We start from the raw sequence: 25,506 nt of genomic DNA on the forward strand, positions 1-25,506 counted from the left end.
GACTGATCTACCAGGACGAGACGGCGGGGACCTGGGAGACCAGCCGCAGCCGGTGCCCGACGCCCCCGCGCCATGGGGTGGTGGGGGCGAGCGTGGCCGGGTACCCGGCCGGGTTGCGCTGGTGCCAGCGCCAGTGGTCGAGACAGATGTCCTCGACGCTCCGGGTGGCGCGCCAGCCCAGCTCCGCGTCGGCGCGGGCGGCGTCGGCGTACGACACGGCGACGTCGTGCTCCCGGCGGGGCGCGACCCGGTACGGCACCGTGCGGCCCGTGACCGACTCGAAGGCCCGGACCAGCTCGAGGACGCTGGTGGGCCGGCCGCTGCCGAGGTTCCAGGTCGACAGCGGGCGGTCGGTGTCGTCGAGGGCGGCCAGCGCGGCGACGTGTCCCGCGGCCAGGTCGTCGACGTGCACGTAGTCGCGCATCACCGTGCCGTCCGGGGTGGGATGGTCGTCGCCGTGCACCACCAGGTGCTCGCGCCCGGTCGCGGCCTCGGCGATCGCCGGGAGCAGGTTTGCCGACGCCCCGGCGTGGTCGGGACCGATCGTCGCGGACGGGTGTGCGCCCGCCGCGGTGAAGTGGCGCACCACACCCACGCGGACCTTCGGGCCTGCGTCGGCCACCACGTCGCGCAGGATCTGCTCGTTCATGGCGTGGCTGCGGCCCACCGGGTCGGTGGGCGCCAAGAGGGCGTCCTCGCGGTGCGGCAGGTCGCGGCCCTCCCCGTACACGCCCGACGACGACGACACGACCAGCCGGTTCACGTCGTACCAGGCCATGCACCGCAGCAGCGTGAACGTGGTGCCGAGGTTGGTCTCGTAGCAGTCGAGCGGTCGCGCGCCGCGCGCGCCGCCGCAGGCCTTGACCCCCGCGAGGTGGATCACGGCGTCGAAGCCCTCGGCGTCGAAGAGCCGCTCGAGGGCGTCGATGTCGGCGGTGTCGAACGCGTGCACGGGCACGGGCCGGCCGGCCAGGACCTCGACGCGCTCCAGAGCGGCGGGTGCACCCCGGGAGAAGTCGTCCACGACGACGACGTCGTGCCCGGCCCCGATCAGCTGGAGCACCGTGTGAGACCCGACGTACCCGGCGCCTCCGGTCACCAGGACGCGCATGGCAGTTCCTCACTTCACAGCGTTCGCGGCGGAGATGTCGCCCCATCATCATCGTGTCCCGGCGCGCAGACCCGCAGGCGATTTGAGGAACGTCAGAGGCTCTCCCCTCGCTGGTTGAGCTAGTTCCCGCTGGTTGAGCTAGCTCCCGCTGGTTGAGCTAGCTCCCGCTGGTTGAGCTAGCTCCCGCTGGTTGAGCTAGCTCCCGCTGGTTGAGCCTGTCGAAACCCGGTTTCGACAGGCTCAACCAGCGATCACGACAGGCTCAACCAGCGCCAGGCTCAACCAGCGATGGTGACCTGGCCCAGCTCTTGCGTGCAGCGGGTCAGTGCCACGTACAGGCCGTTCCAGCCGCGTGGCTCGGCGGCGATGCCGTCGGGGTCGACGACGACGGCCGCGTCCCACTCCAGGCCCTTCGCGTCGGTCGCGGACATCGCGGGGATGCCGGCCGGCAGCGCGGCGCGGAGCGCGTCGAGCCTGGTCAGGGGGGCGACCACGCCCACCGTGCCGCCGTCGTACCGGTCGCCGAGCTCGGCGACGGCGGCCGTCACGGTGTGCGTCCAGCCGCTCTCGTCCGCCTCCCGGCGCCACGGCGCGACCGCGGCGGACCGGACGGCGCGCGGCGGGTCGTTGCGGCTGCCGGCCCGCCGCAGTACCGGGCCGGTCAGCTCCATGACCTCGCGCGGCGTGCGGTAGCAGATGGTCAGGTCGGCCCGCCGCCAGCGGTCGCCGAGGGCGTCGCCCACGGCCTCGCCCCAGTCGGTCTGCCGGTGCGCGGACGAGGCCTGGTCGATGTCGCCGACGGCGGTGACCGACCGGGTGGGGCAGCGGCGCACCACCATGTGCCACTGCATCCCGGACAGCTCCTGCGCCTCGTCCACCACGACGTGCCCGTACGTCCAGTCCCGCGTGGCCGCCGCGCGCCCGGCGACGAACGCGCCGTCGTGCCCGCCGTCGTGCCCGCCGTCGTGCCCGCCGTCGTGCCCGCCGTGGCGGGCGTCGTGGTCGGGGGAGCCGAGGAGGTCGGCGAGGGCGTCGAGGAGCGGGACGTCGCTGCCGGCCCAGCCGTCGTCGGCCGGCTCACCGGCGACGTGCGCCACCTCGGCGTCGGTGAGCTCGGGTGCGTGGGTGCTCAGCAGGTCGGCGTCGTGCAGCAGGTCGGCGAGCTCCGCGGCGGGGTCGCGACGGGGCCACCAGGCGTCGAGGGTCGCGGCGACGCCCGGGTCGACGGCGATGCGCGCGCGCAGCGCCTCGAGGTCGTCGTCGGAGAGCACTCCATCGACGTCGGACCCGGTAGCACCCGTGGCGGCCGCGCGGTCGTCCGAGGCGGCGAGCCTGGCGTCGAGTCGTCCGAGCACGTCCTCGAACCCTTCCTCCGCCCGGGCGAGCAGCTCGGCCTGGTGGTCCGCCACCGCGTCGGTGAGCAGGTCGTGCACCCGGTCCATCACGCGTTCGCGGGAGTGGTGGTACGAGCCCGAGCCGGCCGCGGCCCGCCGGGCGGCGTCCGTCTGTGCCGCGGACAGCACGTACTCCTCGCCGTCGAGCACGAGGGTGAGCGCGCCGTCGGCGGGCTCGAGCGACGACACGAACCGGCGCAGCACGGGCAGCCAGAGGGACCGGCCCTTGATCTCGGCGACGTCGCGGGACTCGGCGCGGGTGGGCCGGACGCCGGGCACCAGCGTGTCGCAGGTGGCGGAGACGACGGCCGACTCGCCGAGCGCCGGCAGCACCTGGGCGATGTAGTCGAGGAACCGCTTCGACGGCCCGAGCACGAGCACCCCGCGCTCGGCCAGGTGCGGGTGCGCGAACAGCAGGTACGCGACCCGGTGCAGCGCCACCACCGTCTTGCCGGTGCCCGGGCCGCCCTGTACCACCAGCGGCGTGCGGGCGTCGGCGCGCACCACGTCGTCCTGCTCCCGCTGCAGGGTCGCGACGGCGGTACCCATTCGCCCGGTGCGGCGCTCGTCGAGCGCGGCGAGCAGCGCGCCCTCCCCGACGAGGCCCGAGTCGTCCAGGCCGCCGTCGAGCGGCTCGTCGTCGACACCGACCACCGAGCGCCCTCGGGTGCGCACGTGCCGCCGGCGACGCACGCCCTGCGGGTCCACGGGCGTGGCCGTGTAGAACGGGCGCGCCACGGCCGCGCGCCAGTCGACCACCAGGGGCTCGTCGTCCTCCGTGGCGCCAGGCAGGCCGACGCGGCCGAGGTGCCGCACGCTGCCGTCGTCGCCGTCGATGCGCCCGAAGACGAGCCCCTGGTCGGCGTGCCGCAGCTCCGCCCGCCGGCCGCGCAGCCGGCCGATCCGGGCGGCGCCGGTGGCGTCGTCCGGGCGGGCGGAGGCCAGGGTGGTCTCGAGCTCGTCGAGGAGGGTTCTGCGCCGCTGCCAGGCGGCGTCGAGGACGAGCTGCTCCTCTTCCATCGCGCTGCCGACGGCGTCGGCGGCGGTCACGGTGGTGGTGGTGGAGACCTGCGGTGCGGGCTGGGGCACTGGACCTCGATTCGTACGTTGTACGGGAGACCACCGCGCAACGTCGGGCCCCGCGGGATTGTTCCCGCCTCACTGCCGAACATGCGATGGCGCGCGGTATGACGTCGGATGTCGCGCGCAGCTGCATGTTCGGCAGGTGTCGATGGCCGACGATCAGGGTGCGTCGGCCCGCCGCTCCAGCTCGGTGGGCGTGCCCGCCATGATCGTCGCCGCGTGGGCGGTGATGCGCTCGACGGGCCAGTCCCACCAGCGCACGCGCAGCAGCCGCTCGACGTCCTCGTCGTCGAACCGGGTGCGCACGACTCGCGCCGGGTTGCCGGCGACGACCTCGTAAGGGCCGACGCCCTTGGTCACGACGGCGCGCGCGCCGATCACGGCGCCGTCCCCGATCGTGACGCCAGGCAGGATCGTCGCCTCGCGGCCGATCCAGACGTCGTTGCCGATCACGGTGTCGCCGGGCTGCTCGATGGCGAGGAACGCGTCGAGCGTCGCGTCGGCCCACGCGCCGCCGAACATGGTGAACGGGTACGTCGACGGGCCCGCCATCGGGTGGTTGCCGCCCGGCATGAAGAAGGCCGCGCCCGGGGCGATGGTCGTGAAGCGGCCGATGACGAGCCGCTGCGGGCCGTAGAGGTAGTGCACGTTCGCCTGCTCGAACGGCGGGCGGGTGCCCTCGTCGTCGTAGTAGGTGTACTCCCCGACCTCGAGGAACGGCGATGTCACCTGGTTCTTGAGGAAGATGACGTTGGTGAGGTCCTCGCGGCTGCTGGGGGTGAGTCGGTCCGGGTCGGGGACGTCGGTCATCGGGCTCCTCGTCGCTCCGTGTCGCGTGGGCATGGGCATCTTGCGATCATGCCCGGAAGGCGCTGCGAGCCGTCGGAACCCGTGTCTGACCGGCGTGCGTGTTCCCCGTTGCGGAATACCCTCTGGAGGTATAAGTTCTGCAGCATCGATACCCTATAGGGGTATGAGCGGCGAGAGGCGAACGGGCATGATGGCGGAGAACCAGCACGCTGAGCACGACGCGCACGCCGGCCACGACCGGCACGCCGGTCACGACGCGCACGCCGGTCACGACGCGCACGCCGGTCACGACGCGCACGCCGGCCACGACCAGCACGCCGGTCACGACGCGCACGCGGGCCACGGCGATCACGTAGGCCAGTTCCGCCGGCTGTTCTGGATCATGCTGGTTCTGGCGGTGCCGACCGTCGCGCTGTCACCGATGTTCGCGATGGTGCTCGGCTACGACCTGCCCGGCGCGACGTGGGTGTCGTGGGTCTCGCCGGTGCTCGGCACGGTCATCTATGTGTGGGGCGGCCGCCCGTTCCTTACGGGCGCGGTGTCGGAGCTCAAGGCCCGCAAGCCCGGGATGATGCTGCTCATCGGGCTGGCCATCACGGTCGCGTTCGTCGCGTCGCTCGGCGCGAGCCTCGGCGTCCTCGACCGCCAGCTCGACTTCTGGTGGGAGCTGGCGCTGCTGGTCGTGATCATGCTGCTGGGCCACTGGGTCGAGATGCGCTCGCTCGCCCAGACCACCTCCGCGCTCGACTCGCTCGCTGCGCTGCTGCCCGACGAGGCCGAGCGCGTCGAGCACCGGCCGGACGGGGAGCAGGTCGTCACCGTCGCGCCGTCAGACCTCCGCGTGGGCGACGTCGTCGTCGTCCGCCCGGGCGCGAGCGTGCCCGCCGACGGCCGCGTGGTCGACGGCCGCGCCGAGATGGACGAGTCGATGGTGACGGGCGAGTCGCGCACCGTGGCCCGCGCCGCGGGGGACGCCGTCACCGCCGGCACGGTCGCCACCGACTCCGGCCTGCGGGTCGAGGTGACGGCCACCGGCGACGACACCGCGCTCGCCGGCATCCAGCGGCTCGTCGCCGAGGCGCAGGCGTCGTCGTCCCGGGCCCAGCGCCTGGCGGACGTCGCCGCCGGCTGGCTGTTCTGGTTCGCCCTCGGCGCCGCCGTGATCACCGCGATCGCGTGGACCGCGCTCGGCATGCCGGACGACGCCGTCGTGCGCACCATCACCGTGCTCGTCATCGCCTGCCCGCACGCGCTCGGACTGGCCATCCCGCTCGTCGTCTCGATCGCGACCGAGCGCGCCGCCCGCGGGGGAGTGCTGGTCAAGGACCGGCTCGCGCTCGAGAGCATGCGCACCGTCGACGCCGTCCTGTTCGACAAGACCGGCACCCTGACCAAGGGCGAGCCGACCGTGTCCGACGTCGTCGCCGCCGACGGCGCCGCGGGCGGGCTGGACGCCGACGCCGTGCTGGCGCTCGCCGCCGCGGCCGAGGCGGACAGCGAGCACCCGCTCGCCAAGGCGATCGTGCGGGCCGCGGCCGACCGCGGGCTGGCCGTGCCCCGCGCAGCCGACTTCTCGTCGTCGCCGGCCGTGGGCGTGACTGCCACCGTCGACGGCCACGAGGTGTGCGTCGGCGGGCCGCGGCTGCTCGAGTCGCTGTCGGTCGAGTCGCTGGTTGAGCCTGTCGAAACCGGGTCTCGACAGGCTCGACCGGCGGGGGTGGCTCAACCGGCGGAGGACGACGGCGCGACCGTGCTGCACGTGGTGCGCGACGGCGTCGTCGTCGGCGGGCTGAAGCTTGCGGACGAGGTGCGGCCGGAGTCCGCCGAGGCGGTCGAGGCGCTGCAGCGGCGGGGCGTGCAGGTGGTGATGATCACCGGCGACGCCGAGGCCGTGGCCCGGTCCGTGGCGCGCGAGCTCGGCATCGACCGGTACTTCGCGGGCGTGCGCCCGGAGGACAAGTCGGCCCGCGTCGCCGAGCTGCAGGCGGAGGGCCGCAAGGTCGCGATGGTCGGCGACGGTGTCAACGACGCCCCGGCGCTCGCCCAGGCCGACGTCGGCATCGCGATCGGCGCCGGCACCGACGTCGCCATCGCGTCGGCGGGCGTCATCCTCGCCAGCGACGACCCCCGGTCCGTGCTGTCGGTCATCGAGCTGTCCCGCGCCAGCTACCGCAAGATGAAGCAGAACCTCTGGTGGGCCGCCGGGTACAACTTGATCAGCGTGCCGCTCGCCGCGGGCGTCCTCGCGCCGATCGGGTTCGTGCTGCCCATGTCGGTGGGCGCCCTGCTCATGTCGCTGTCCACCGTGGTGGTGGCCCTCAACGCGCAGCTCCTGCGCCGCCTGGACCTCCGGCCCGAGGCGTCGTCCTGAGCCCGTCGAAGGGTCACGAGCGCGAGGTGCTGGGCCGCTGACGCCGGGACGACCGCACTCACGCCTCCGGCGGGAGAGCGGCGGTCAGGTCCACCTCGACGAGCTGCCCGGCGAAGCCGAGCTGCGCCACGCCCAGCAGGGTGCTGGCCGAGGTGAGCGCCGGGGCCAGCGGCGAGCCGGACAGGCGCTGCCACACGGCGCCCAGTTCCGACTGCTCGTCGCTGCGCACGTAGACGACGGACCGCACGACGTCCCTCGGTGCGGCGCCTGCGGCGTCGAGCGCGAGCAGTGCGTTGGTGACAACCTGGTCGACCTGGGCGCCCAGATCGCCGGCGCCGACCAGCCGTCCGTCGGCGGCGAGCGGGCACTGGCCCGCCAGGTACGCGGTACGGCCCGCCTCGACAACGGTGACGTGGTGGTAGCCGGGCGTGGCGTGGAGGCCGGCGGGGTTGCGGCGCGTGATCGTCATCCTCGGAGTCTCGCGGGCGCCGGGCCGTCGGTCGACGGGAATTCGCGTCTCGCCACACCCGGTCATCTGGCCGACTTACTGGGCCGACACGCCGCGGCCAAGCATGCGACCACAGGGCAGACAGGCCGATGGTTTCGACAAGCTCAACCAGCGAGGGTGAGACGCACCGTCGCGAACGACGCGGGCGGCAGCTCGGCGGTCAGCACGCCGCCGGTCAGGCGCACGCCGTCGAGCGCGCGTGGCGTGACGGCGTCGGGCGCGTCGAACGTGTTGTGCGAGGCCGGGTCGTCGGCGGCGAGCACCGTGGCGACGGGGTCGCTCACCGCCTGCCCGCGCAGGTCGATCCGCACCGTCGAGGCGGCGTCCGGGTCGAGGTTCGTCAGCGACACCAGCACCGCGCCGTCCTTCGTGGACGCCGAGGCCGACACCGTGCCCACGGGCATCCCGTCGACGTCGTGCGTGGCCCGCGCCGCGCGCTCGCGGACCGGCAGGCTCGCGGCGTCGTGGTGCCCGGCGCTCATCGCGAAGGCGTGGAACGTGGGCGTCTTGATCATCTTCGCGCCGTCGGTGAGGAGCATGGACTGCAGCACGTTCACCGTCTGGGCGATGTTCGCCAGGCGCAGCCGGCGGGCGTGGTCGTGGAAGGCGTCGAAGTGCACCGTCGCGACCAGGGCGTCGCGCATCGCGTTCTGCTGGTACAGGAACCCGGGGTTGGTGCCGGGCTCCACGTCCCACCAGGTGCCCCACTCGTCGAGCGCGAGGGCGATCTTGGCCTGCGGGTCGTAGGCGTCCATGACGGCGGAGTGCCCGGCGAGGATGCGCCGTACGTCGAGGGCCTTCCGCATGGTGGCCCAGTACTCGTCGCGGCTGAACCGCGTCGCGGAGCCCTTCTCGCCCCACGTGCCGGCGAACGTGTAGAAGTGGAACGACACGGCCTGCCACAGGTCGCGCGGGTCGGCGTCACCGAGCGTCGCGACCTGCTGCATGAGCGTCTCGGTCCACGCGTAGTCGTCGTCCGACGCGCCCGCGGCCACCCGCACCAGGCGGTTGCCGCCGTGGTCGCGCGCGTACGTCGCGTGCTGCCGGGCCAGCGAGGCGAACTGGTCGGCCCGCAGGTTGCCGCCGCAGCCCCACGGCTCGTTGCCGATGCCGAAGAACGCGACGCCCCACGGCTCGTCGCGGCCGTGCTCCCGGCGCAGGCGGGCCATGGGGGAGTCGTCGCCGCGGGTCAGGTACTCGACCCAGTCGGCGGTCTCCTGCACCGTGCCCGAGCCGACGTTGCCCGACACGTACGGGGCGGTGCCGAGCAGCTCGCACAGCGCCATGAACTCGTGCGTGCCGAAGGAGTTGTCCTCCACCACGTCGCCCCAGTGGGTGTTGACGATGCGCGGCCGGTCCGCCGTCGGGCCCACGCCGTCGCGCCAGTGGTAGGTGTCGGCGAAGCAGCCGCCGGGCCACCGCAGGTTGGGGATCTGCAGCTCGCGCAGCGCCTCGACCACGTCGGTGCGGATGCCACCCACGTTCGGGATGTCGGAGTCCTCACCCACCCAGAAGCCCTCGTACACGCACCGGCCCAGGTGCTCGGCGAAGTGGCCGTACAGGTGCCGGCTGATGGTGGGGCCGGGGACGTCGAGGTCGACGACGGCGTCGAGGGCGTTCTCGGGCACGGCAGGTCCTCCATCGATGCAGGCAGTGGTCAGACCTTACCCGCGAGGTAGTCCGAGATCCCGCGAGGTAGTCCGGCGGTCTCAACCGGCTCCCCCTGTCCGCGAGGTAGTCCGAAAATCGCCGAGGTAGTTCGCGAGGCCGCGAGGTAGCGCACTACCTTGCCGAGAATCGAACTACCTCGCCGATTTTCGGACTATCTCGCGGGATCCTGGACTACCTCGCGGGATCTCGGACTACCTCGGCGCGACCGAAGCGGGCGGCGAGCGCCGCCGTCCCCTGCGAGAGCAGCGTGACGTCGGCGCCGACGAGGGCGAACGACGCGCCGGCCGCCAGGTACGAGTCCGCGACGTCGGGGTCGAAGGCGACGACGCCCACGGGGACGCCGGCGCCGCGGACGGCGTCGACGGCGCGCAGCACGGCCGCGACGACGTCCGGGTGCGCCTGCCGGCCGAGCAGCCCCATGGACGCGGCGAGGTCGGACGGGTCGAGGAACACGCCGTCCACACCCTCGACGGCGGCGATCTCCGCCGCCGCGGCGGCGGCCTCGACGCTCTCGACCTGCACGACTAAGGTCCCGACACTGCGCGATGCCCGCACGGCCTCGGCGGCCGCCCGGGCGTCGGCGGCGGAGCCGACGGGCACGACGACGTCCCGCGTTCCGAGGTCGAGCACCCGCCGGAGCGTCGCGGGGTCGCCGGCAGGCACGCGCACGACCGGCGTCACGGGATAGCCCTGCACCGCACGGAGCTGGGCGAGCACCGACCGCGGGCCGTGCTGGTCGTGCTCCGTGTCGATCAGCAACCAGTCCAGCCCGGCGTCGGCGCAGATCTCTGCGACGAGCGGGCTGCCGCTGGATACCCACAGCCCGGCGAGGGGGCGGTGCGCCGCGGCGAGGGCGGCGCGGAAGGCCCCGGCCGGGGCCCCCGGCCCGGGATCGCCGGAGAGCGGGCCGCCGTCGCGCATCAGTGCAGGCCCAGGTAGGCCTCGAGCGTGGGCGGGGTGGCCTGCAGCAGCGGCTCCAGCACCGGCTGGCCGGGGAATTCGCTGGCCTCGAAGAACCACCGCTCCGACGCCGGCATCCCCCACTGCTGGGCACGACGCGGGTTGCTCACGTCCCAGCGCAGCGGCTCGCTCTCGAGGTCGATGAACTGGTAGTGCGTGGTGAAGAGCTCGATGCGGTGCTGGTCCGGGTCCCGCACGTAGAGGAACAGCGCGTTGCTGATGCCGTGCCGCCCCGGCCCGCGGTCGATCTCCTGGCCGAAGCCGAGGGAGCCGGTGACGTCGGCCGCGTGGATCAGCGAGGCGGCATCGGGCACGGTGTACGCGAAGTGGTGCAGGCGCGGGCCGCGGCCGTTGGTGAAGACGAGGTCGTGCGTGTTGCCCTTCACCTCCATCCAGGTGCCCCACAGCTCGTCCGTGCCGGCTGCTTCCGAATACTCAGCCGTGTACTCCGACATCCGCATCCCGAGCCCGGTCCAGAAGTCGGTGGCGGCCTGCACGTCGTGCGTCACGGCCTGGAAGTGGTCGAGCCGCTGCGGCGCCCCGGCGGTGAAGTCGTGGAAGTCCGCCATCTTGCGCGGCACCAGGTCCATCGAGGACGTGATCTCCATGTGGGTGCCGACGGCGTCGCGGAACCGCAGGGTGGGGCCCTGGTGGTCCCGCTCCACGCGCTCGTGCTCGACGCCGGTGGCGGCGAAGTGTCGCTCGGCGGCGGCGACGTCGGCGTCGGTGCGCACGCGCAGCCCGACGCACAGCGCCCTGGCCTCCGCGGCGCGCTCGAGCACGAGGCTGTGGTGGGCGTCCTCCTCCAGGCCGCGCAGGTAGACCGCGTCGTCGGTCTCCTCGGTCACGACGAGCCCGATGACGTCGCGGTAGAAGTCGCGGCTGGCCTCGAGGTCGGTGACGCCGAGCGCCACGTGGCTGGCCCGCGTGATGGTGAACGGGGGGGCGGGGTTGGTGGTGGGGAGCATCTTCGGAGTCTGGCAGCGGGGGTGCCGCGGGAGTACTACCGATGTCCTCTCGCAGGCATAGGGCAGAGGTATGGCGGAGGGTGGTGCCTATCATCGGGGCTATGGAACTGCGTCATCTGCGGTACTTCACCGCCGTGGTCGAGGCCGGGTCGATCACCGCGGCCGCGGCTCGGCTGCACATCTCGCAGCCGCCGCTGAGCGTCGCCATCTCCCAGCTCGAGGCGGACGTCGGCGTCCGGCTGCTGGTGCGCACCTCGCGTGGCGTGGAGCCCACCAGCGCGGGCCGCTACCTGCTGGACGCGTCGTCGCGCGTGCTGGGTGAGATCGACGACATGACCGCGGCCCTCGGGCGGTTCGGCGCCGGGACGGCCGGCTCTCTCACGGTGGCGGCCGTGCCCGTGCTCATGTGGCACCGGCTGCCGGTGCTGCTGCGGGCGCATGCCGAGGTGGCGCCCGACGTCGAGGTGCGGCTCGTGGACCCGCCGCCGTGGACGGCGATCGACATGCTGCAGCAGCGCACGGTGGACCTCGCCGCGGTGATGGTCGCCGACCCGCGCCGGTTCGTGGCCCGCCACCGCGGCGTCCTGGACGTCGTCGACTGGGGCGAGGTGCCACTCGTCGCCGCGCTGCCTCCCGAGTGCGTGGACGCCGGTGCCGACCCGGACGAGCCGTTGTCGCTGCACGCGTTCGACGGCGAGGTGCTGCTGCTGCCGCGGCGCACCGCGGCGGTGCCGAGCCTGCCGGAGGCGGTGGAGGCGGCGCTGCGCCGGTACGGCGTCACCCCCGCCGCCGTCCGCACCGTCGAGACGATCCAGTCGGGGATCCCGCTGATCGAGGCGGGCGCCGCCCGGGCGATCCTCCCCGACCCCGACCGTGCGAGCCTCGGGCGGTTCGACCTCGCCGTCCGGCGGCTCGAGCCCGACCCGGCCGGCCTGCGCGCCCTCGTCCTCACCCGCCCGGGCGCCGCCGGTCGTGACCCGAAGGTCGCGCGGCTGCTCGACACGATCACCGCCGGACCAGCATGAATCATGTGCGATCTTCGATATGATTCCTCCGACGATTGACGACGGTGCCGACCCGCCTCCGCGACGACGCGGAGGGGTACCGCGCACCCACTCCGAGGAGGCAGCTGTGGCCGTGGCGGCAAGCAAGGCGGATCAGTGCTACGAGATCCTGCGCCAGGGCATCATGCAGGGCACGTTCGGGCCCGGCCATCGCCTGGTGATCGACCAGCTCGTGCGCGACTACGGGATCAGCTCCGTGCCCTGGCGGGAATCGCTGCGGCGACTCGAGGCCGAGGGTTGGGTGGACATCGTTCGCCACGCCGGCGCCGTCGTGAAGACGTTCGACACCGGGTCGTGGGAGCGCACGATGCAGCTCCTGGCCCGCCTTGAGGGCTACGCGACCGCGCTGTCCGCGCCGCACCTGTCCGCCGAGGACCTGGAGCGAGCCCGCACGCTCAACAAGCAGATGGCGGAGGCGCTGGCGAACTTCGAGCCGGCCCGGTTCGGCGCGCTCAACCGCGAGTTCCACCAGCTGCTGTGCTCGCGGTGCGACGACGAGCGCCTCGCCGGGCTCGTCGAGGACGAGTGGACCCGGCTCGAGCTCATCCGCCGCTCGGCGTTCTGGTACGCCCCGGGCCGCGCGCACGCCTCGCTCGCCGAGCACGACGGCCTCGTCGACCTCATCGAGGGCGGCGCCGACCCGGAGATGATCGAGACTGCCGCGCGCCGGCACGAGCTCAATACCGTCATCGCGATCGCGGAGCACGAGGCACAGCTCGAGCGCGAGAACGCCGCCGGTTGAGCCTGTCGAAACCAGCGGGTGGTCTCGACAAGCTCGACCAGCGTCAGTCGGCGAGCTGGGCCACGTACGCGCGGCCGTAGTCGTTGCCGTTCGGCAGGCGCAGCGTGGTGTGCACGTGGAACCGGGCGGGTAGCTGGTTGCCCAGCCACACGCCCGCGTGGTGGTCCAGCTCGGCGAGGACCACGGGGCTGTGGATGCGCAGGTAGAACGGCTGCGTCCCGTCGGTGGCGCCGTACCAGGAGACGTGCGTCTCGTCGCGGTACGCGTCCACGTCGTCCAGCGTGAGCTCTCGCTGCGGCGCGGCGAGCAGCAGGTGGAAGTCCTCGACGACGGCGCGCACCACGCCCCACTGCTCGTCGGTGAGCTCGGACGCTCGGATGCCCTCGTACGGCACCACGCGGTTGTCGCGGAAGGCGCCGGCGACGTGCCGCTCGTCCGCCGGGTGCAGCCGACCCTCGGGCATCGCCGGGTCCAGCACGGACTCGTAGACCACGGCCTCGGCGCGCTGGGCGGGGGTCCACGACGACGCGAGCTCGAGCGCCAGCTTCTGCCGCGCGGCGAACAGGGGCGGCCGGGCGCCGTCGGACTCCGCGGGCTCGGCGCCGAGGAACACCGGAGCGACGACGTGCCGCCCGGCCACGGAGACGAAGTGGACGGCCACGTGGTGGCCGAAGAGCTGCCACCCCCAGGCGCCGTCGGGCGAGGGCTCGCCGAAGAGCGACACCCAGTAGCTGCTCTCGTTCATCAGGCCGGGCAGGTCGGTGAGGTCGCCGAGGAACGCGTTGAGCTCCATGGCCTCGCGCACGCGCTCGTAGCCCGCGGGGCTCAGCGATGCCTCGATCATGGCGAGCACGGCGTCGACCGCCTCGGCACCCAGCTCCTCCAGGCGGAGCCCGACCTCGTGGATGACGAACTCCGGGTTGCTCCACGCCCGCCACTCGGGCGCACCGAGCTCGTGGGCGAACGTGACGCGCTGGTCGTCGTCGAGCAGGCCCAGCAGGCGCTCGGCCGCGCGGGCCGGCTCGGGGTCGGCGGGCGTCACCGGCCGCAGGCGGTGCACGTCGCGCACGGCGCCGTCGGTGGTGATGCCGACGAACGGCTCGTCGTACAGCGCCCGCCACGACGCCAGCAGCTCCTGCACGAAGCCGGGCTCCCGCTTGCGTGCCGAGAACTCCGCGTAGCCGAGGCCGCGCCACTTCGCCAGCACGGGGTCGTCGAGGTTGTAGAGGTGGTCGCGGTAGGTGTCCTCGGCGAACGTCACCTCCGCGTCGCGGCCCGTCACGCGGGCCGTGGAGAAGAAGTCGTCGAGGTGCTCGTCGGTCATGCTGCTGCCTCCTGGGCGGTTGCGGCGCGGCGCGCGGCGCGCTCGGCCCGGCGCTGCTCGCGGCCGTCCGGGTGCGAGGCGGGACTGGCCGCGAGCAGCGCCTTCGTGTACTCGTGCTGCGGCGCGTCGAGCACGCGCCGGGTCTCGCCCTGCTCCACGAGCTCGCCGCGGCGCAGCACGCCGACGCGGTGGGAGACGTGCCGCACGACGCCGAGGTCGTGCGTGATGAACAGGTAGCTGACGCCGTTCGAGGCCTGCAGCTCCATGAGCAGGGAGATGATCTGGGACTGCGTGGACAGGTCGAGCGCGCTCACGGCCTCGTCGCACACCACGAGCCGCGGCTCGAGCACCAGCGCCCGCGCGATGGCGACGCGCTGCAGCTGGCCACCCGACAGCTCCGACGGGTAGCGCGACAGGTGCGCCGCGGTGAGGCCCACCTGCTCGAACGCCTCGACGGCGCGCCGTCGGCGCTCCTCGCGGGTTCCGAGGCCGTGTCGGGCGAGCGTCTCGGTCACGGCGCGGCCCACGTGGTGGCGCGGGTTCAGCGAGGCGCCCGGGTCCTGGTACACCGCCTGCACGTCGCGCCGGTACGACAGGGGCGTGCGCCGGCCCAGCGCGGCGACGTCCTGGCCGTCGACGAGGACCGCGCCGCCGCTGACGTCGGCGAGGCGCAGGATCGCCCGCCCGGTGGTGCTCTTGCCCGAGCCAGACTCGCCCACCAGGCCGTATGTCTCGCCCGGTGCGATGGTGAAGCTGATGCCCTTGACCACCGTGAGGGTGCGCCGGCGCCACCCCGCGGCGCCCGCGACGTCGTAGTCCACGCGCAGGTCGCGGACGTCGAGCAGGGGCTGCTGGGAGTCGTTCACGCGATCACTTCCACGTCGTGGTCCGCCGTCGGGTGCGCGGCGAGCAGCGCCGCCGTGTACGGGTGGTTGGGGCGGTCGAAGAGGGACACGACGTCGTCCACCTCGATCAGCTCGCCGCGGTAGAGCACGGCCACGCGGTCGCACGTCTCGGCCGCGACGCCCAGGTCGTGCGTGATGTTGACGATCGCCATGCCGAGCCGCTCCCGCAGGTCGAGCACGAGGTCGAGCACCTGGCTCTGCGTGGTGACGTCGAGGGCGGACGTCGCCTCGTCGAGGAGGAGCAGGTCCGGCTCGCCCGCCAGGGCGATGGCGATCGCCACGCGCTGCGCCATCCCGCCCGAGAACTGGTACGGGTACTGGCCCAGGCGGCGGCGCGCCTCGTCGACGCCTACGAGGTCGAGCAGCTCGGCGGCCCGCGCCCGCGCCTGCGCCTTCGTCAGCGGGTGGTGCGCCCGCAGCACGTCGACGAGCTGGCGGCCGACCGTGTGCACGGGGGAGAGGTTGGCCTGCGGGTTCTGCAGCACGACGCCGATGCCCGTGCCGCGCACCGTGCGCAGCTCACGCTCGGAGCACCCGGTGAGCTCCGTGCCGTTCAGGCGGATCGACCCCGCGGCGAGGCGCACCCCCGGCGGCAGCAGCCCCAGGATCGCCTTCGCCAGCATCGACTTGCCGGAGCCGGACTCCCCGAGGAGGCCGAGGATCTCGCCGCGCGCCACGCGCAGCGACACGTCGTGCACCAGCGTCACGGTGGTGCCGTCCGGGCGGTCGGCGACGATGGTCGCGCCGCGCACGTCGAGGACCGCGGTGTCGCTGGTTGAGGTTGTCGGCCCGCTGGTTGAGCTTGTCGAAACCCGGGCCTCGACGGGCTTGGTTTCGACAGGCTCAATCGGCGAGCTGGTTTCGACAGGCTCAATCGGCGAGCTGGTTTCGACAGGCTCAACCGGCGAGCTGGTTTCGACGGGCTCAACCGGCGAATCGTCGGTCGAGCCTGTCGAGACCACCGGCGGCAGGACCCGGCCGAGGACGGCGGTGCGGCGCAGCGACTTGCGGCGGCCGGAGAGCGCGTCGTTGATGCCGTCGCCCAGCAGGTTGAACGCGAGCACGGTGAGGACGATCGCGACGCCCGGGGCCACGGCCATGAAGGCGTGATCGGCCTGGTGCTCGGCGGCGACGCCGAGCATGCCGCCCCACGACGGCTGGTCGTCGCCGAGCCCGAGGCCGAGGAACGACAGCGCCGCCTCGACCTTGATCGCCGACCCGAGGAAGACGGCGCCCTGCACGGCCAGCGGCCCGGCCAGGTTGGGCAGCACCTGGCCGAAGACGATCTGACGTTGGCGTAACCCCGAGACCTGCGCCGACTCGACGTACAGCTTCTTGCGCTCGGTGAGCGTGATGGCACGGGTCATGCGGGCGAAGTTCATGCAGAACACGAGGCCGATCGCGAGGATCAGCACCGCCATCCCGCGCCCGAGGATCGCGATGACCACGAACCCGACCATGAGGCCCGGCAGCGCGTCCGCGATGTCGAGGCCGCGCGAGCCGACCCGGTCGTACCAGCCGCCCTTGAAGCCGAGCACCAGCCCGATCGGAACGCCGATGAGCATCGCGAGCAGCACCGAGCCGCCCGCCACCAGCAGCGCCGTCCGGGCGCCGTAGATCACCTGGCTGAGCAGGTCCTGCCCTAGGTCGTCCGTGCCGAGCAGGTGCGCCGCCGTCGGGCCGGACAGGGGGGCGTCGAAGTCGGTCGCCTCCGGCGCGTAGGGGGCGAGCAGCGGCGCGGCGAGCGCGACGACCACGAGGACGGCCAGCACAACGACCGCGAAGAGCGTCGAGGGCTGGCCGCGCAGGCGACGCCACGCCTGCCCGGCGCTGCGTGCCTGCGTGCCGGGGGGCGGCTGGTCTGCGGGCGGGCCGACGGTGACGGCGTTGCTCACTGGGGCCTCGCTTGAGGATTGATCAGGCCGTAGCTGATGTCGAGGACGAGGTTGACGACGATCACCAGGACGGCGGTGATGAGCACGACACCCTGCACGACAGGGAAGTCCTGCCCGATGACGCTGGTGAGCATGAGGCTGCCGAGCCCGGGCAGGGCGAACACCTTCTCGACGACGAAGCTGACGCCGATGAGGATGGCGAACGTGACGCCCGTCGAGGCGAGCACCGGCACGAGGGCGTTCTTCACTCCGTAACGGGTGATCTGCAGGCGGCGGGAGATGCCCGCCGCGGTGAGCGTGTCCGCGTAGGGCGCGGCCATCGAGGTGACGACGGCAGCACGCGTCTGGCGGGCGATGATCGCCCCGCCCGTCACGCCCAGGGCGAGCGACGGGAGCACGATGCCCTGCAGCCAGGCGAGCGGGTCGGCCGTGAGCGGCGTCCAGGCGACGATCGGGATCCAGCCGAGCTGCACGGCGAAGACCGTGGTCAGCAGCAGGCCGAGCCAGAACTCGGGGATGGCGAGGCCGAGCACCGTACCGCCGGTGACCAGGCGGTCGGCCAGGGTGCCGGGGCGGGTGCCGGTGAAGACGCCGGCCCCCACCCCGAGCACCAGAGCGACGACCATGCCGCCCAGCACCACCGACAGGGTTGCGGGGAGGCGCTGGGCCAGGAGGTCGGTCACGGGCATGCCCGCGCGGAACGAGCTGCCCAGGTCGCCGGAGAACAGCGCGCCGAACCACTCGACGAACCGTTCGACCGGCGGCCGGTCGAGGCCCAGCTGAGCCTCGACCTGCGCGATCGCCTCAGGTGTGGCCGACGTGCCGAGCATCGCGGCGGCGGGGCTGCCGGGCACCAGGTACGTCAGGGAGAACACCAGGATCGAGATGATCACCAGCTGCGGGACGGCGAACAGCAGCCGGTAGGCGACGAGCTTCCCCATCAGTTGGCTGGGCGCAGCGCGCGGAAGTTCACGAGGTTCGTCTCCCACGGCTGGGTGGGCGCCTCGACGCCGGTCACGGTGGTGGTGTTCCAGGCGAGCAGCTCCTCGCCGGCCACGTGGGCGCAGGTGAGGGCCTCCTCGGAGATGATCTTCGTGACCTCGGCCCACAGGGCGTCGGCCTCGTCGCCGGTGCCGGCCGCGATCGCCGCGTCCGCGGCGGCCTTGAGCTCGTCGCTCTCGACGCCCGACGGGTTGCCCGGCGCGTCGGCGGCGAACCACGCCTGGTACCAGTCGAACGGCGTCAGCTCGTCGTTGCCGCCGAGGCCCAGCGGGTACTTGCCGCTGTTCCACTCCGAGAAGTACTGCGGCGGCGGCGCGCTCTGCACGCTGACCTTCATGCCGATCTCGCCCATCTGCTCGGCGTAGATCTTCATCTGGTTCTCGTTGAACACGGTGGCGAGCATCTCGGCGTCGACCGGCGGGTTGCCGGCGGAGTCGTAGAGCTTCTGCGCCTCGGCGGCGTCGTGCGTGTACCCGGCGATGTCGGGGTTGTAGCCCTGCTCGCCCTCGGCGAAGTGCTGGGTGCGCACCGTCCAGTCCGGCTCCAGCTCGGCCAGCACCTCGGTGTCGATGGCGGTGCAGGCCGCCTGTCGCACGGCGACGTCCTCGAACATCCCACCGGGCCCCCGGTCGAAGAACATCGGGTTGTTCCGGATGGCCGGGTACGACAGCCGGTCGACGCCGGGGGTGCCGTCGATGGTGCTGAACTGGCTCGTCTCCGTGTCGGTGAGGTCGATCTCACCGTTGGCCAGCGCCGCCGTGGCGGAGTTGTCCTCGGGGATCGCCACGATCTGCACCGTCTCGAAGCCCACCGGGTCGCCCCAGTAGTCCTCCGCGGGGCCGAAGACCAGGCGCGTGCCCGGCACCGACGCGGCCTCGTCGTACGCCCACGGCCCCGTCCCGACCGGGACCTGCGCGATGGTGCCCGCCTCGATCGCCTTCGGGCTCGCCATCGGCGCGGCGCGAGTCGTGAGGGTCGTGAGCAGCGACGGGGTCGGCTCGACGAGGTTGAGCTTCACGGTGTGCTCGTCCACGACGTCGATCGACTCGATCACCTGGAACGGCCCCGCGTACGGGCCGGGGGTGCCTTGCACGGTCTCGAGGCTCACCTTGACGGCGTCGGCGTCGAACGGCGTGCCGTCGTGGAACGTGACCCCCTCGCGCAGCGTGAGCGTCAGGGCGGCGTCGGTCTGCTCCCACTTCGTCGCGAGGACGGGCTCGATCTCCCCGTCGTCACCGAGCGCGACCAGGTTCTCGTACGGCACGCGCAGGAAGCCGGCCTCCATCTCGGCACCCGGCGCCCAGCTCTCCGGGAACCCGCCCCAGTTGACCCGCAGGACGGAGCCCGCGACCGTGCCGCTGCCGGCGCTCGCGGTGGCGCCGTCCCCGTCCGCCTCGCCGGTCGAGGCCGTGCAGGCGCTGAGGGCGAGCGTGAGGATCGTCGCGGAGGCCAGGCTCCGCACGAGGAACGATGTCGTCTTCGACATGATGGGGGCGCCTCCTTGCGCCGGCATGCACGGTGAGGGGAAAGCGGGCCTAGATCGGGAGGTCGAACAGGCGGACGGCGTTGCCCGAGAGCATGAGTTCGCGGTCCCCGTCGCTGACCTCCAGCTCGTTCTTGACGAACTCGACTCCCTGGCTCATCCAGCCGTAGAACACGGGGAACGAGGAGCCGAACAGCAGGTGGTCCGCGCCGTTGATCTTGACCGCGGCCTCCACCTGGTCCTTGCCCCACGAGTGGGGGTGGGTCATGTCGAAGAAGAGGTTGTTGTCCAGGTAGCGCTGGATCTTGTCGCCGCCGGTCGGGTCGAGCCGGGTGACCGACTCCTTCTTGTTCGACGCGTGCGGCGTGAGCAGCGCCTGGTTGGCGAACCAGTTGCCGCCGAACATGGTGTGGACGAACCGCAGGCCGGGCATGCGGTCGAACATTCCGCTGAACAGCTCGCGCCCGACGGCGGTGGCCTGGTCGACGATGCGGCCGTACTCGCGCCGCAGGTTCGTGTAGTCGACCACCGAGCGCCACTCGACGGGCAGCGGCGTGTGGTGCGCGATGACCGGGATGTCGAGCTTCTCGATCTCCCGGAAGTACGGCTCGAAGACCGGGTCGTCCAGGTAGAGCTGGCCGTAGTGGCACGAGACCTGGACTCCGACGGCGCCGAGGTCGATGCAGCGCTTGAGCTCGTCGATGTTCTCCTTGCCGCCCCACGGCGGCACGCAGGCGGTGAAGAACAGGCGCCCGTTCGACCGCTTGACGATGTCGGCCGCGTTGTCGTTGACCGCCTTGCAGGTCTCGAGGTCCAGCCATTCCTGCCACACCGGCACGCGCATGATGCCGTAGTCGACGCCGGCGTCGTCCATGGCCGCGAGCTTCGCCTCGGCCGAGTAGTCGCCCTCGACGTAGTTGAGGTTCTGGTGGCCGGCCGGCTTCTCGAGGATGAGGTGCTTCTTGCCGCTCTCCATGGTCTCGACGCGGGCGATCTCGCCGAACCCGCGCGGGGCGCTGTTCAGGAAGCCGCCCAGGATCTTCGGGTTCGTGAAGAGATCCTCGGGCAGGTGGTGGATGTTGATGTCGACGACGGTCATGTCGTGGGCTGCTCCCTCGCGGTCGTTCCTGAGCACCTCGGTGTGCTTCGCCAACGACCGGGCCGATTGGCCGGATCGTGTCCGAAATCATATGCAGATCGGGGAGGGCTGATCAACCCTGCTCGGCGGTCGTGGTCTCACGACCCCGTCTCCCCGGTCGTCTCCCCGGTCGTCTCCCTGGCCTTGTGTGGCCCCAGAACAGCACTGATCGCGACCCGGGTCAAGATCCTCATGCAGCTCCACACTTGAAATCGTGTACGAAGTGTCCCTACGATCGGCGCACGCTTCACCGTCGAGCGAGGGTTCACGCCCCGGCGACGTCGCCGGGGATTTCACCCGCGCCGTCCCGGTCCGCGACCTCCTCGACCCCCACGGCACACGGAAGGCGGCTCATGGGAGACCTGGTCTCGCGCGACGTCGAGTACACCCACGACGGCACCCGGATGGTCGGGCACCTGTGCGCGCCCGACTGGGCCACGCCGGGCCCCGCCGTCCTGCTCGTCCACGACGCCTTCGGGCTGGGCGACGACATGCTGACGATCGCCCGGCGCCTCGCCCGGCTCGGCCTGGCCGTCTTCGCCGCGGACGTGTGGGGCGACCGCACCCGGCCGACGGCCGAGCCCGAGATCGGGCCGCTCATCGGCGGCATGGTGGCCGACCGGCCCCGGTGGGTCGCGCGCGTCGCCGCTGCCCACGAGGCCGCCGTCGCGCAGCCCGAGGTGGACGGCGACGCGCTGGCCGCGCTCGGCTACTGCTTTGGTGGGTCCTCCGTGCTCGAGCACCTGCGCACGGGCGGTGACCTGCGGGGAGCCGTCGCCGTCCACGCCGGCCTCGACCTGCTCGACCCCGCCGCCGGCTGGAGCGCGTGCGACCCGACGTCGCGCGTGCTGCTGTGCACCGGCGCGGACGACCCGATGGCGACCGCCGACCAGCGCGCCACGCTCCAGGGATCGCTGACCGGAGCCGGCGTCGACTGGGAGCTCGACCTCTACGGCGGCACCGTGCACGCGTTCACGAGCCTACGGGCGCGGTTCTCTCCGAACCCGTCCGTCGTCGCGTACCAGCCGCGCAGCGCCGAGCGCGCGTGGGCCGCGACCACCAGGTTCCTGCGGGAGCTGTTCCCCGACCTGCGCCCGGCCGACGCCTGACGCTCCACGACCCGTCGCGACCGACGTCGACCGCGACGACCGAGAGAACGAGGACCACATGCCCGACCCCCAGCTCGACATCGCCATCATCGGCGCCGGCCCGGCGGGCCTGGCGGCCGCGCTGCGACTGCACCAGCGCGGTTTCCGCCCCCGCATCTACGAGACCGTGCCGGAGCTCCGGCCGCTCGGCGTCGGCATCGACGTCAAGGTATACGGCACCAAGGAGCTCGAGGAGCTCGACCTGCTCGAGGAGTTCCGGGCCATCTCGGTGGACGCCCGCGAGTCGATCTTCTACAACAACCACGGCCAGGAGATCTACGCCGAGCTGTGCGGCGTGCACATGGGCTACCTGCACGAGCAGCGCTTCGTGCACCGCGGCTATCTGCAGATGCTGCTGTACCGCACGGTCCTCGAGCGGTTGGGGGCGGACGCCGTCGTGCAGGGAGTGCGCACCCTCGGCTACACGCAGGACGGCGACGGCGTCACGCTCGACGTCGAGCACGCGGACGGCACCCGCGGCCAGGTGCGCGCCGACGTGGTGGTCGCGGCCGACGGCATCAACTCCGTGGTGCGCCGGCAGATGCACCCCGAGAGCGCCGATCCGCACTACTCCGGCATCACGATGTACCGCGGCACTACGCTGATGGAGCCGTACCGCGACGGCCACACGATCCTGCACATCGGCGCCCCGCAGATCGCGACGATGATCGTCTACCCGATCGCCGACGACTTCGAGGGCACGGGCAAGACGCTCGTGAACTGGGTGGTGGAGCGCGAGCGGGACCAGACGGTCGAGGACTGGAACGCCGTCGGCGACGTCGCCGAGATCGTGCCGCTCTTCGACACCGTGAAGCTGCCGTTCCTCGACGTGCAGCAGATGCTGCGCGACGCCCGCGAGGTGTACCTGTTCCCCCTGATCCGGCACGATCCGCTGGAGCGCTGGACCGACGGCCGCGTGGTGCTGGTGGGCGACGCCGCCCACGCGATGTACCCGCGCGGCGGCAACGGCGCGTGCCAGGCGATCGTCGACGGCGCGGTCCTCGCGGAGAAGCTCGCCACCATGGACGACCCGGCCGAGGCGCTCGAGGCCTTCGCGGCCGAGCGGCTGCCCAAGGTGAACGGGATGGTCATGGCCCACCGCGGCGAGGGGTACGAGGTGATCCGCCGCATGGTCGCCGACCGCACGAACTGCGAGCCGTTCGACGACATCGAGCAGGTGCTTCCGCTGGCCGAGGCCGACGAGATCTTCAGCAAGTACCACGCGATGGTCGGCCAGCCGCGCCCCGGCTACGGCGACGGCGAGACGACCGGATTCCGCACCGACCACGCGCTGACGCGCTGACCCCCGACAAACCAGGGAGGACAGGCATGACCCCCACACCCGCCCCCACGGTGCGGCCCGCGGACGACGCGACCCGCGCGGAGATCCTGGCGGTCGAGGACCGGCGCCGCGCGGCCCTGCTCGCCGTCGACCTCGACGCGCTCGACGCGATCTTCGACGACTCGCTGGTGCACGTCCACGCGCCCGGCCTAGTGCACACCAAGGCCCAGCTGCTGGAGCACGTCGCCACGCGGCAGGCGTACCTCGACATCGACCGCGGGGAGCTCACGGTGCGGGTGGTGGGCGACGTCGCCGTCGTGACCGGGCGGATCGTCAACCGCATGCGCGCGCCCGACGGCGGCGAGCGGGTGCTCGCCGGGGTCGTGACGCAGGTGCTCGCCCGCGGCGACGACGGCTGGCGGTTCGTCAGCTTCCAGATGACGCCCGACAGCGAGCAGGCGTGGGGCGCGCTGCCCTCGGAGCGTGCGGGCTCGACGACGGACTCGACGACGGAGGGAGACGAAGGATGAAGATCGCACGGTTCCGCGTGGGCGACGGCCCGGTCCGCCTGGGGCGCGTCGACGGCGACGTCGCGGCCCCGGACACCCTCACGGTCACGGACGTCTCCGACGTCCCCGGTGTTGGCACGTCGCTGCGCGCGATCCTGCCGGAGCTCGACGCGCTGCGCGGCCCGATCGCCGCCGCGACCGGGGAGATCCACGCGCTGTCCGACGTCGTCCTCGAGGCGCCCGTGGACGATCCGCAGAAGTACCTCGGCATCGGCATGAACTACGCCGCGCACGCCGAGGAGGCGCGGCAGGCGGGCATCCCCACCCCCACCAGCCAGCTCTGGTTCAACAAGCAGGTCTCGTGCATCGTCGGGCCGCACGCCGGCGTTGTGAAGCCCGACGTCTCCGACGAGCTGGACTACGAGATCGAGCTCGCCGTCGTCATCGGCCGCCGCTGCAAGCACGTGCCGGCCGCCGACGCGCGGTCCGTCATCGCGGGGTACCTGGTGGCGAACGACGTGTCCGTGCGGGACTGGCTGGTCAAGCGTTCGCCCACGTTCACGCTGGGCAAGTCGTTCGACACGCACGGCCCGCTCGGCCCCTGGCTCACCACGGACGACGAGGTCGCCGACCCGCTCGACCTGGGGATGCGGCTCACCGTGAACGGCGCGGTGCGGCAGGACTGGCGCACCGACGACATGATCTATGACGTGTACGAGCAGATCGCCTACCTCACGCAGGTCATGACGCTCGAGCCGGGGGATGTGCTCGCCACCGGCACGCCGTCCGGCATCGGCGCACCGACCAGGAACTTCCTCAAGGTCGGCGACGTCGTGCGGGCGGAGATCCAGGGCCTCGGTGCCCTCGAGAACACCGTCGTCGCGGAGGGATGAATCGTGGGTGTCAGGAGGGCCCGGCGCGTGATCGTGGAGGTCCCCGGGTTCGGGCACGCCAACCCGGTCCCGGCCGCCAGCCGGATCGGGCCGTTCCTGGCCTCCGGGGCGCTCACGGGTCGTGACCCGGAGACCCAGGAGCTGCCGGCGGGGCTCGACGCCCAGTGCGCGAACGTCTTCCGGCACGTGCGCGCCCTGATGGAGGCCGCGGGCGGTGGCACGGGCGACATCCTCAAGCTGACCGTCCGCCTCGCCGACCCCCGCGACCGGGGGGCACTCAACCGGGAGTGGACGGCGATGTTCCCCGACCCGGCGGACCGCCCGGCGCGGCAGGTGATCGCCGCGACGCTCGACGGCGGCGCGCTGATCCACGCCGACCTGCTCGCCGTCCTCGCCGTCCCCGCTGGTTGAGCTTGCGCCGTCTGAGCCCCGAGCCATGCGCCCCGGGCGCCCCATGCGCCCCGGGCGCCCGGTCGCGGGGTCGGGTGGCTAGACCACGCCGGAGGTGCCGAGCAGCGAGCCGAGTCCGAACGTGACGCCGAGCGCGAGCGCGCCGCCGATCACGACGCGAGCGACGGCCCGGGCGCGCGACGACCCGCCGATCCACGCGGCGATCGAGCCGGCGGCGCCGAGCGCGGCGAGCACGACCACGAACGTGCCGCCGATCTTCCACGGCTCGGGGAGGAACAGCACGGCGAGCATCGGCAGGACGCCGCCGGACAGGAAGGCGAGCAGCGACGCCCAGGCGGCGTGCCAGGGGCTGACGACGTCGTCCGGGTCGATGTTGAGCTCCGCGGACAGGTGGGCGCCGAGGGCGTCGTGGTGGGTGAGCTCGGTGGCGACCTGCCGCGCCGTGCCCTCGCTCAGCCCCTGCTGGCGGTAGAGGCCGACGAGCTCGTCGAACTCCTCCTCGGGCATGGTCGCCAGCTCGTGCTTCTCCTTGGCGATGAGCGCCTTCTCGCTGTCCGACTGGCTGGAGACGGACACGTACTCGCCCAGCGCCATGGAGATCGCGCCGCCCACGAGGGCTGCGAGCCCGGCAGTGAGCACCGGGGCCCGCTCCGGCGTCGCTCCGGCGACGCCCACGACGACGGCCGCGACGGAGACGATCCCGTCGTTGGCGCCGAGCACGCCGGCGCGCAGCCAGTTGAGCCGTTGGGCGAGGCCGCCGACGTGCGGCTCGTCGGGGTGGCCGGTCGGTTCCATGTCGACGGAGGAGGACATGTGCACAGCACAGCACAGCAT

At 72.7% G+C, this 25,506-nt stretch carries 22 protein-coding genes; 8 read left to right on the plus strand and 14 right to left on the minus strand.

The genetic code is table 11. The annotated features are described in order from the left end of the window. Window positions 1-7: 7 nt before the first annotated feature. The 3 genes from galE to AC1C2V_RS15535 all read right to left on the minus strand — a co-directional run bounded on the left by galE (window position 8) and on the right by AC1C2V_RS15535 (window position 4,398). On the minus strand, window positions 8-1,111 hold the full coding sequence (gene galE / locus AC1C2V_RS15525) for a UDP-glucose 4-epimerase GalE (RefSeq protein ID WP_495390538.1): 1,104 nt from the start codon (window positions 1,109-1,111) through the stop codon (window positions 8-10). Between the two features lie 278 nt (window positions 1,112-1,389). Continuing rightward, entirely contained in the window at window positions 1,390-3,594 is a 2,205-nt protein-coding gene (locus AC1C2V_RS15530; protein ID WP_495390539.1) for a HelD family protein, read from the minus strand. A gap of 153 nt (window positions 3,595-3,747) precedes the next feature. Next, window positions 3,748-4,398 carry a CatB-related O-acetyltransferase gene (locus AC1C2V_RS15535; protein WP_495390540.1) on the minus strand — a complete coding sequence of 217 codons (651 nt, stop codon included), beginning with the start codon at window positions 4,396-4,398 and terminating at the stop codon, window positions 3,748-3,750. A 163-nt stretch (window positions 4,399-4,561) separates the two neighbouring features. Here AC1C2V_RS15535 and AC1C2V_RS15540 point away from each other — a divergent pair, with 163 nt between their 5' ends. Continuing rightward, window positions 4,562-6,769: a heavy metal translocating P-type ATPase gene (locus tag AC1C2V_RS15540; RefSeq protein ID WP_495390541.1), complete on the plus strand. Its 2,208-nt coding sequence runs from the start codon at window positions 4,562-4,564 to the stop codon at window positions 6,767-6,769. A 58-nt stretch (window positions 6,770-6,827) separates the two neighbouring features. Here AC1C2V_RS15540 and AC1C2V_RS15545 read toward each other — a convergent pair whose 3' ends face one another. From AC1C2V_RS15545 to hpaD, 4 genes are all read right to left on the minus strand, one after another. Further along, window positions 6,828-7,238: a Rid family hydrolase gene (locus AC1C2V_RS15545; RefSeq protein WP_495390542.1), complete on the minus strand. Its 411-nt coding sequence runs from the start codon at window positions 7,236-7,238 to the stop codon at window positions 6,828-6,830. 143 nt (window positions 7,239-7,381) lie between these two features. Further along, on the minus strand, window positions 7,382-8,905 hold the full coding sequence (locus tag AC1C2V_RS15550) for an alpha-N-arabinofuranosidase (protein WP_495390543.1): 1,524 nt from the start codon (window positions 8,903-8,905) through the stop codon (window positions 7,382-7,384). A 214-nt stretch (window positions 8,906-9,119) separates the two neighbouring features. Beyond that, window positions 9,120-9,869: an aldolase/citrate lyase family protein gene (locus tag AC1C2V_RS15555; RefSeq protein WP_495390544.1), complete on the minus strand. Its 750-nt coding sequence runs from the start codon at window positions 9,867-9,869 to the stop codon at window positions 9,120-9,122. Further along, window positions 9,869-10,876, minus strand: a complete 1,008-nt coding sequence (gene hpaD / locus AC1C2V_RS15560) for a 3,4-dihydroxyphenylacetate 2,3-dioxygenase (protein ID WP_495390545.1) — start codon at window positions 10,874-10,876, stop codon at window positions 9,869-9,871. Before hpaD ends, AC1C2V_RS15555 begins: the two co-directional genes overlap by 1 nt. Before the next feature lie 101 nt (window positions 10,877-10,977). Between hpaD and AC1C2V_RS15565 the strand changes: the two genes are divergently transcribed. Beyond that, on the plus strand, window positions 10,978-11,901 hold the full coding sequence (locus AC1C2V_RS15565) for a LysR family transcriptional regulator (protein WP_495390546.1): 924 nt from the start codon (window positions 10,978-10,980) through the stop codon (window positions 11,899-11,901). A gap of 106 nt (window positions 11,902-12,007) precedes the next feature. Further along, the gene (locus tag AC1C2V_RS15570) at window positions 12,008-12,682 is read left to right on the plus strand and encodes a GntR family transcriptional regulator (RefSeq protein WP_495390547.1); all 675 of its coding nucleotides are present in this window, start codon (window positions 12,008-12,010) and stop codon (window positions 12,680-12,682) included. A 43-nt stretch (window positions 12,683-12,725) separates the two neighbouring features. On the opposite strand, the gene AC1C2V_RS15575 is transcribed toward AC1C2V_RS15570, so the two are convergent. Genes AC1C2V_RS15575 through AC1C2V_RS15600 form a run of 6 tightly spaced genes read right to left on the minus strand, consistent with a single transcriptional unit; the run spans window position 12,726 to window position 20,390 of the window. Continuing rightward, complete coding sequence (locus AC1C2V_RS15575) at window positions 12,726-14,006, minus strand: DUF3500 domain-containing protein (protein WP_495390548.1); 1,281 nt, start codon at window positions 14,004-14,006, stop codon at window positions 12,726-12,728. After that, window positions 14,003-14,872 (minus strand): ATP-binding cassette domain-containing protein, encoded by an 870-nt coding sequence (locus tag AC1C2V_RS15580; protein ID WP_495390549.1) that lies wholly within the window; start codon window positions 14,870-14,872, stop codon window positions 14,003-14,005. The genes AC1C2V_RS15575 and AC1C2V_RS15580 overlap by 4 nt, the downstream gene beginning before the upstream one ends. Then, complete coding sequence (locus AC1C2V_RS15585; RefSeq protein WP_495390550.1) at window positions 14,869-16,806, minus strand: dipeptide/oligopeptide/nickel ABC transporter permease/ATP-binding protein; 1,938 nt, start codon at window positions 16,804-16,806, stop codon at window positions 14,869-14,871. Before AC1C2V_RS15585 ends, AC1C2V_RS15580 begins: the two co-directional genes overlap by 4 nt. Beyond that, window positions 16,803-17,747, minus strand: a complete 945-nt coding sequence (locus AC1C2V_RS15590; protein ID WP_495390551.1) for an ABC transporter permease — start codon at window positions 17,745-17,747, stop codon at window positions 16,803-16,805. Before AC1C2V_RS15590 ends, AC1C2V_RS15585 begins: the two co-directional genes overlap by 4 nt. Further along, window positions 17,747-19,294 (minus strand): ABC transporter substrate-binding protein, encoded by a 1,548-nt coding sequence (locus tag AC1C2V_RS15595; RefSeq protein ID WP_495390552.1) that lies wholly within the window; start codon window positions 19,292-19,294, stop codon window positions 17,747-17,749. Before AC1C2V_RS15595 ends, AC1C2V_RS15590 begins: the two co-directional genes overlap by 1 nt. A gap of 49 nt (window positions 19,295-19,343) precedes the next feature. Next, window positions 19,344-20,390 (minus strand): amidohydrolase family protein, encoded by a 1,047-nt coding sequence (locus AC1C2V_RS15600; protein ID WP_495390553.1) that lies wholly within the window; start codon window positions 20,388-20,390, stop codon window positions 19,344-19,346. Window positions 20,391-20,782: 392 nt separating this feature from the next. On the opposite strand from AC1C2V_RS15600, the gene AC1C2V_RS15605 reads away from it, so the two are divergent. The 5 genes from AC1C2V_RS15605 to AC1C2V_RS15625 are packed head-to-tail and all read left to right on the plus strand — an operon-like array spanning window position 20,783 to window position 24,672. Next, window positions 20,783-21,538 carry a dienelactone hydrolase family protein gene (locus AC1C2V_RS15605; RefSeq protein ID WP_495390554.1) on the plus strand — a complete coding sequence of 252 codons (756 nt, stop codon included), beginning with the start codon at window positions 20,783-20,785 and terminating at the stop codon, window positions 21,536-21,538. 58 nt (window positions 21,539-21,596) lie between these two features. Continuing rightward, the gene (locus tag AC1C2V_RS15610) at window positions 21,597-22,880 is read left to right on the plus strand and encodes an FAD-dependent monooxygenase (RefSeq protein WP_495390555.1); all 1,284 of its coding nucleotides are present in this window, start codon (window positions 21,597-21,599) and stop codon (window positions 22,878-22,880) included. Between the two features lie 26 nt (window positions 22,881-22,906). After that, complete coding sequence (locus AC1C2V_RS15615; RefSeq protein WP_495390556.1) at window positions 22,907-23,389, plus strand: YybH family protein; 483 nt, start codon at window positions 22,907-22,909, stop codon at window positions 23,387-23,389. Then, window positions 23,386-24,261, plus strand: coding sequence for a fumarylacetoacetate hydrolase family protein (locus AC1C2V_RS15620; protein ID WP_495390557.1), 876 nt, complete (start codon window positions 23,386-23,388; stop codon window positions 24,259-24,261). The genes AC1C2V_RS15615 and AC1C2V_RS15620 overlap by 4 nt, the downstream gene beginning before the upstream one ends. Before the next feature lie 3 nt (window positions 24,262-24,264). Then, entirely contained in the window at window positions 24,265-24,672 is a 408-nt protein-coding gene (locus AC1C2V_RS15625; RefSeq protein ID WP_495390558.1) for a RidA family protein, read from the plus strand. 78 nt (window positions 24,673-24,750) lie between these two features. On the opposite strand, the gene AC1C2V_RS15630 is transcribed toward AC1C2V_RS15625, so the two are convergent. Then, complete coding sequence (locus AC1C2V_RS15630) at window positions 24,751-25,485, minus strand: VIT1/CCC1 transporter family protein (protein WP_495390559.1); 735 nt, start codon at window positions 25,483-25,485, stop codon at window positions 24,751-24,753. Window positions 25,486-25,506 lie beyond the last annotated feature (21 nt).

The organism is Isoptericola sp. Y541 (assembly GCF_059445465.1).

What these genes read in the sequence shown, in the direction of transcription:
- AC1C2V_RS15605 (WP_495390554.1), top strand. Translation starts at nt 20,783, where the DNA reads ATGGGAGACCTGGTCTCGCGCGACGTCGAGTACACCCACGACGGCACC.
- AC1C2V_RS15545 (WP_495390542.1), bottom strand. Translation starts at nt 7,238, where the DNA reads ATGACGATCACGCGCCGCAACCCCGCCGGCCTCCACGCCACGCCCGGC.
- AC1C2V_RS15540 (WP_495390541.1), top strand. Translation starts at nt 4,562, where the DNA reads ATGAGCGGCGAGAGGCGAACGGGCATGATGGCGGAGAACCAGCACGCT.
- AC1C2V_RS15535 (WP_495390540.1), bottom strand. Translation starts at nt 4,398, where the DNA reads ATGACCGACGTCCCCGACCCGGACCGACTCACCCCCAGCAGCCGCGAG.
- AC1C2V_RS15600 (WP_495390553.1), bottom strand. Translation starts at nt 20,390, where the DNA reads ATGACCGTCGTCGACATCAACATCCACCACCTGCCCGAGGATCTCTTC.
- hpaD (WP_495390545.1), bottom strand. Translation starts at nt 10,876, where the DNA reads ATGCTCCCCACCACCAACCCCGCCCCCCCGTTCACCATCACGCGGGCC.
- AC1C2V_RS15555 (WP_495390544.1), bottom strand. Translation starts at nt 9,869, where the DNA reads ATGCGCGACGGCGGCCCGCTCTCCGGCGATCCCGGGCCGGGGGCCCCG.
- AC1C2V_RS15615 (WP_495390556.1), top strand. Translation starts at nt 22,907, where the DNA reads ATGACCCCCACACCCGCCCCCACGGTGCGGCCCGCGGACGACGCGACC.
- galE (WP_495390538.1), bottom strand. Translation starts at nt 1,111, where the DNA reads ATGCGCGTCCTGGTGACCGGAGGCGCCGGGTACGTCGGGTCTCACACG.
- AC1C2V_RS15610 (WP_495390555.1), top strand. Translation starts at nt 21,597, where the DNA reads ATGCCCGACCCCCAGCTCGACATCGCCATCATCGGCGCCGGCCCGGCG.
- AC1C2V_RS15565 (WP_495390546.1), top strand. Translation starts at nt 10,978, where the DNA reads ATGGAACTGCGTCATCTGCGGTACTTCACCGCCGTGGTCGAGGCCGGG.
- AC1C2V_RS15575 (WP_495390548.1), bottom strand. Translation starts at nt 14,006, where the DNA reads ATGACCGACGAGCACCTCGACGACTTCTTCTCCACGGCCCGCGTGACG.
- AC1C2V_RS15620 (WP_495390557.1), top strand. Translation starts at nt 23,386, where the DNA reads ATGAAGATCGCACGGTTCCGCGTGGGCGACGGCCCGGTCCGCCTGGGG.
- AC1C2V_RS15595 (WP_495390552.1), bottom strand. Translation starts at nt 19,294, where the DNA reads ATGTCGAAGACGACATCGTTCCTCGTGCGGAGCCTGGCCTCCGCGACG.
- AC1C2V_RS15630 (WP_495390559.1), bottom strand. Translation starts at nt 25,485, where the DNA reads ATGTCCTCCTCCGTCGACATGGAACCGACCGGCCACCCCGACGAGCCG.
- AC1C2V_RS15590 (WP_495390551.1), bottom strand. Translation starts at nt 17,747, where the DNA reads ATGGGGAAGCTCGTCGCCTACCGGCTGCTGTTCGCCGTCCCGCAGCTG.